Below are 3,175 nucleotides of genomic sequence, written 5' to 3'. Positions count from 1 at the left end.
CTATGATCCGGAATTAGGGAAGTTTATTACTCAAGACCCTATTGGGCTTCTGGGGGGAGCAAATAACTACCAGTATGTAGTTAATCCAATCAGGTGGGTTGATCCCCTTGGCCTGTCTAAGTATATAGTTATTGGTGAAGGGCAAGCTGCAGTAGAAGCTTACGTTAAGGCAATATCTAATGACTATCCTGATATCGAGTACCGGACTATCAAGAAGGATTGGTCGAGGATATTGAAGAGCTCTGGGGCGAATCGAGAGGAGCCATTTTCGGCTGATTGGGAGTATAAGGCGGTAACTGGTAATGCAGACTGGATTGAACAGATGCATGACGAAGGATATGAGTTTATAGATATAGGAAGTGATGGTTCGCAAAATAGAAGTACTTTCTATCTAGCGGAAAAGAAACGAATTGAAGAAATCGGCGGTAAAGTCCATAAGGCTCCTCGAAGAAGAGTGGCTGATGCTCGTGAGGCTGCAAATGCAAGTGCAAGGCCTCAGTCAAAGATTGTAAAGAGGTGTAAAGAGGGGGGTGTTATATAAATGTTTGTAGTTTTTGTTCCAACGGAGAATGTAGAAAGGGCTGAAAAATTCTACGGCGAGGTGATGGGTTTTAAAGAGGATCTATGGGGGTTTCAACCTCCAGGTTCTGAAGCCTCAGATGTGAGAATTAACCCAAGGAGAGTTGATGACCATTGTGGTTTGAACTTCAGTTTGTTTAGGTATGAGGTTGAGAGTAATTTTCTAAGTTATTGTGAAGTTTTAATTTCAAAAGGGGTTAAGTTTAAAGTGGCTGGGATGACACCAGGAGGATATACCGCCATCGCCAAAGACTTTGATGGAAATCAATTTGAAATAGAATGTCAAAACTTTGATGAAGACGATGATTCTATAAGCCCTGAAGAGTGGACGTTTTATAAGCGTTACTGATTTAAGCCTCCAGTGAGGCGTAAGTGTTCTGCCAAGTGAGGGGGCATTCAATACTCTGACTCAGTTAAATTGCCTTGTAAGCTGTACCACCTGGATCACCTGGGCACACCGGACGCACTGACGGACAGCAGCGGGAAAGTCGTCTGGAGTGTCAGTTACCGCACCTACGGCTGTGTGGCTTTTGCACACTGCGACGAAATAGAACAGCCGATCCGGTTTCAGGGACAGTATTTTGATGAGGAGACCGGGCTGCATTATAACCGGTTTCGGTATTATGATCCGGGGGTGGGGGAGTTTATTACACAAGACCCTATTCGATTACTTGGAGGCTACAACAATTATCAATACGTAAAGAGCCCGCTGGAGTGGATTGATCCATACGGATTGGCCAGCTTTAAAACGGATGTAGATTTTACAGGTTCTCCAGATCTATATCCCGTCTCTGGGGATCAGAAAAATATCGTCAAGATTAAGTTAACCGGATCAAGATACAGGGATTTTAAAGCAGCCAATATTGAGGCTGATATCGGCAGTACCGGTACTGCTACCCCGGATGGATATACGTGGCATCATGTCCATGATTATGATCCAGAGACTAATATCAGCACTATGCAGCTAGTAAAAACCGAGGCCCATGAGGCAACGGTTCCACATAAAGGTTCAGTAAGTCAATTTGAAACTACGCATGGTGTAAAATATGAATCGAAGGAAGCTAAAGTAGTTGCCGAAAGCTACAATACCAACCCAAGACAGAGTAAGTGTGGGTAAGGAATAGAATATGGAAAAAATTGTATTTGGGAACGCTGTTAGGTCGTTTGCAGATGACTTGAGTTCTAGTGATATAAAGTCTGCTGAACAGGACTTGGGGATTAAATTTCCAGGTTCCTTAGTTGCTTTCTACAAGGAAGTTAATGGTGGATATTTTGTGCGAAACTGTTGGAAGAGTTGTAGTGAGGAGATTTATATAGTTGGACAAATACTTCCAATTAAATATACGTTAAGAGCCTCGAAAATGTCTCTTGAGAATAGTTATTGTGTTTTAAGAGATAAAAACATGCTTCCCGATAGCTTTGTCCCATTTGCTATGGATCTTGGAGGTAATTATTTCTGTGTGGGAGGTAAAGATGAAAAAATCTATTGGTTGAGTCATGAGCACTCGATCGAAGATGAATTTGATAAGGCCGTTACTATGATTTCCAATGGTATAAAGGCATTCGTTAGCGAACTTGTCTCCGAAGAGGACGTAGAGGATTATTTATAGCGAGCTCGTCCTCACAAAAAATCAAGGTTTTAAATGGTTTCAGGTTTTAATTATCCAGATTTTATTGAGCGGCTTGAGAATGCAACGTACGGGAAGAAAGGTGGCAGGCCTCTTAAGGCTGAAGATGTAGAAAGTTTCGTCGATTTCTATATGGCGGCTGACCAAGATTATCGAGGCATAATTTCGGATTTGATTCAGGATAAGATGGGATTGACCCTTATAAGTTTCTCTGGGGAGTTTTCAGCGAAAGCGATTGATACCCGTGACGATGCATGGGTTGTGAAGGCTGTCATGTTGCACGTGATAGAAGGTTTTCGGTTTGATTATAGGGAGAATATACGTAGATTGGTGTTTATTAGTTATGCTGCCGATCGTATAAGTTCTGAGATTGAATCAATTCTGAAAAATTTATCTAAATTCATCGATGGAAGTGTGGAAGAAAAGTTGTTGGAATTCTTTCGTCGTCCTAAAGAGCTAAACTCCCTGAAAATTTATGGTATGAAGGAGGTTAGCATTAACGGTAAAGTTAGATTTAGGCCAAATTAAATGACCAATGGGTCATACTCGATCAATGAATCTCCTATTTCAAAACCCATGGTCGAGCTTTACATTTGGCTGTAGAGTTTGGCGCCTACCTCCAGCGCGAGCCCCGTTTTTTAACAACTCAATGATTTGATAAAGCCGCAGCCGGGTGCAGATCCAGCTGCAGCTCTGCTTGGCGCTCCATCACCGGCCGCCGCAACAGCAGCTGGTTGCCGGACGGCGAGGTGTTCAGCTTTGGCCACAACCTCGCCAACCAGTTCGACAGCCTGCACCGCCGCCAGCACGGCAATGGCCTCGCCAGCGAACGGGACTACGATCCCCAGGGCCGTCTGCACAAGGTGCGCCTGGGCAAGGCCGACGGCCCGGCGGAAAACCCGCTGCTGGAACGCGGCAACCGCATCGCCGCCATGCGCGGCAAGGGCGGGAAACTCCAGACCCGCTAC

The 3,175-nt window shown here is 44.4% G+C and carries 6 protein-coding genes; all 6 read left to right on the top strand.

Going from position 1 to position 3,175, the window contains the following annotated elements:
- The coding region (locus MWN76_RS20770; protein ID WP_250465086.1) for an RHS repeat-associated core domain-containing protein at window positions 1-541 on the top strand (541 nt) is incomplete at its 5' end.
- Window positions 542-928 (top strand): VOC family protein, encoded by a 387-nt coding sequence (locus MWN76_RS20765; protein ID WP_250465084.1) that lies wholly within the window; start codon window positions 542-544, stop codon window positions 926-928.
- Window positions 929-997: 69 nt separating this feature from the next.
- Entirely contained in the window at window positions 998-1,696 is a 699-nt protein-coding gene (locus MWN76_RS21105; RefSeq protein WP_284500787.1) for an RHS repeat-associated core domain-containing protein, read from the top strand.
- 10 nt (window positions 1,697-1,706) lie between these two features.
- On the top strand, window positions 1,707-2,189 hold the full coding sequence (locus tag MWN76_RS20750; RefSeq protein WP_250465082.1) for an SMI1/KNR4 family protein: 483 nt from the start codon (window positions 1,707-1,709) through the stop codon (window positions 2,187-2,189).
- A gap of 33 nt (window positions 2,190-2,222) precedes the next feature.
- Complete coding sequence (locus MWN76_RS20745) at window positions 2,223-2,735, top strand: hypothetical protein (protein ID WP_250465080.1); 513 nt, start codon at window positions 2,223-2,225, stop codon at window positions 2,733-2,735.
- A 221-nt stretch (window positions 2,736-2,956) separates the two neighbouring features.
- On the top strand, window positions 2,957-3,175 hold a 219-nt coding region (locus tag MWN76_RS20740; RefSeq protein ID WP_250465078.1), incomplete at its 3' end, for a hypothetical protein.

Origin of the sequence: Microbulbifer litoralis, assembly GCF_023634065.1 — a bacterium.
In the GTDB taxonomy this organism is placed as follows: Bacteria; Pseudomonadota; Gammaproteobacteria; order Pseudomonadales; family Cellvibrionaceae; genus Microbulbifer; species Microbulbifer litoralis.
The sequence above is the reverse complement of the archived record's forward strand: the minus strand, read 5'-3'. Positions and strand labels throughout refer to the sequence as shown.

Excerpts from the sequence above, each read along its gene's own strand:
- MWN76_RS20750 (WP_250465082.1), top strand. The coding sequence starts at position 1,707 with ATGGAAAAAATTGTATTTGGGAACGCTGTTAGGTCGTTTGCAGATGAC.
- MWN76_RS20765 (WP_250465084.1), top strand. The coding sequence starts at position 542 with ATGTTTGTAGTTTTTGTTCCAACGGAGAATGTAGAAAGGGCTGAAAAA.
- MWN76_RS20745 (WP_250465080.1), top strand. The coding sequence starts at position 2,223 with ATGGTTTCAGGTTTTAATTATCCAGATTTTATTGAGCGGCTTGAGAAT.